Genomic DNA, 1,369 nt, shown 5'->3' on the forward strand with positions numbered 1-1,369 from the left:
TCAAGCGTATGCAGCCGCCGCATTGCATCAGCCATGATGGATACTTTCTCGGCAGGAGCAAGGTGGGATGACAGGAGATCCTGCCCCGGCACTTCGCCCAATAGCAGCCAGTCCCTTCCCGCTTCAGTGACAACGTCGAGCACAGCTGCGCAAGGAACGCCCGTCGTGGCCAGCCACGATAGCCGCGCTGCCTCGTCCTGCAGTTCATTCAGGGCACCGGACAGGTCGGTCTTGACAAAAAGAACCGGGCGCCCCTGCGCTGACAGCCGGAACACGGCGGCATCAGAGCAGCCGATTGTCTGTTGTGCCCAGTCATAGCCGAATAGCCTCTCCACCCAAGCGGCCGGAGAACCTGCGTGCAATCCATCTTGTTCAATCATGCGAAACGATCCTCATCCTGTCTCTTGATCAGATCTTGATCCCCTGCGCCATCAGATCCTTGGCGGCAAGAAAGCCATCCAGTTTACTTTGCAGGGCTTCCCAACCTTACCAGAGGGCGCCCCAGCTGGCAATTCCGGTTCGCTTGCTGTCCATAAAACCGCCCAGTCTAGCTATCGCCATGTAAGCCCACTGCAAGCTACCTGCTTTCTCTTTGCGCTTGCGTTTTCCCTTGTCCAGATAGCCCAGTAGCTGACATTCATCCGGGGTCAGCACCGTTTCTGCGGACTGGCTTTCTACGTGTTCCGCTTCCTTTAGCAGCCCTTGCGCCCTGAATTTTGTTAAAATTCGCGTTAAATTTTTGTTAAATCAGCTCATTTTTTAACCAATAGGCCGAAATCGGCAAAATCCCTTATAAATCAAAAGAATAGACCGAGATAGGGTTGAGTGTTGTTCCAGTTTGGAACAAGAGTCCACTATTAAAGAACGTGGACTCCAACGTCAAAGGGCGAAAAACCGTCTATCAGGGCGATGGCCCACTACGTGAACCATCACCCTAATCAAGTTTTTTGGGGTCGAGGTGCCGTAAAGCACTAAATCGGAACCCTAAAGGGAGCCCCCGATTTAGAGCTTGACGGGGAAAGCCGGCGAACGTGGCGAGAAAGGAAGGGAAGAAAGCGAAAGGAGCGGGCGCTAGGGCGCTGGCAAGTGTAGCGGTCACGCTGCGCGTAACCACCACACCCGCCGCGCTTAATGCGCCGCTACAGGGCGCGTCCATTCGCCATTCAGGCTGCGCAACTGTTGGGAAGGGCGATCGGTGCGGGCCTCTTCGCTATTACGCCAGCTGGCGAAAGGGGGATGTGCTGCAAGGCGATTAAGTTGGGTAACGCCAGGGTTTTCCCAGTCACGACGTTGTAAAACGACGGCCAGTGAATTGTAATACGACTCACTATAGGGCGAATTGGGCCCTCTAGATGCATGCTCGAGCGGC

General features: G+C 55.0%; 1 protein-coding gene and 1 pseudogene. Both read right to left on the bottom strand.

Annotated features, from left to right (window positions below):
- Positions 1-380, bottom strand: a 380-nt coding sequence (locus ET526_RS21060) for a phosphotransferase (protein WP_153069973.1), incomplete at its 3' end; no start/stop codon positions are given.
- Between the two features lie 28 nt (positions 381-408).
- Positions 409-711: pseudogene (locus ET526_RS21065) on the bottom strand (IS4 family transposase); the annotation flags it as partial.
- Positions 712-1,369 lie beyond the last annotated feature (658 nt).

This window comes from Crenalkalicoccus roseus (assembly GCF_004761865.1).
Classification (GTDB): domain Bacteria; phylum Pseudomonadota; class Alphaproteobacteria; order Acetobacterales; family Acetobacteraceae; genus Crenalkalicoccus; species Crenalkalicoccus roseus.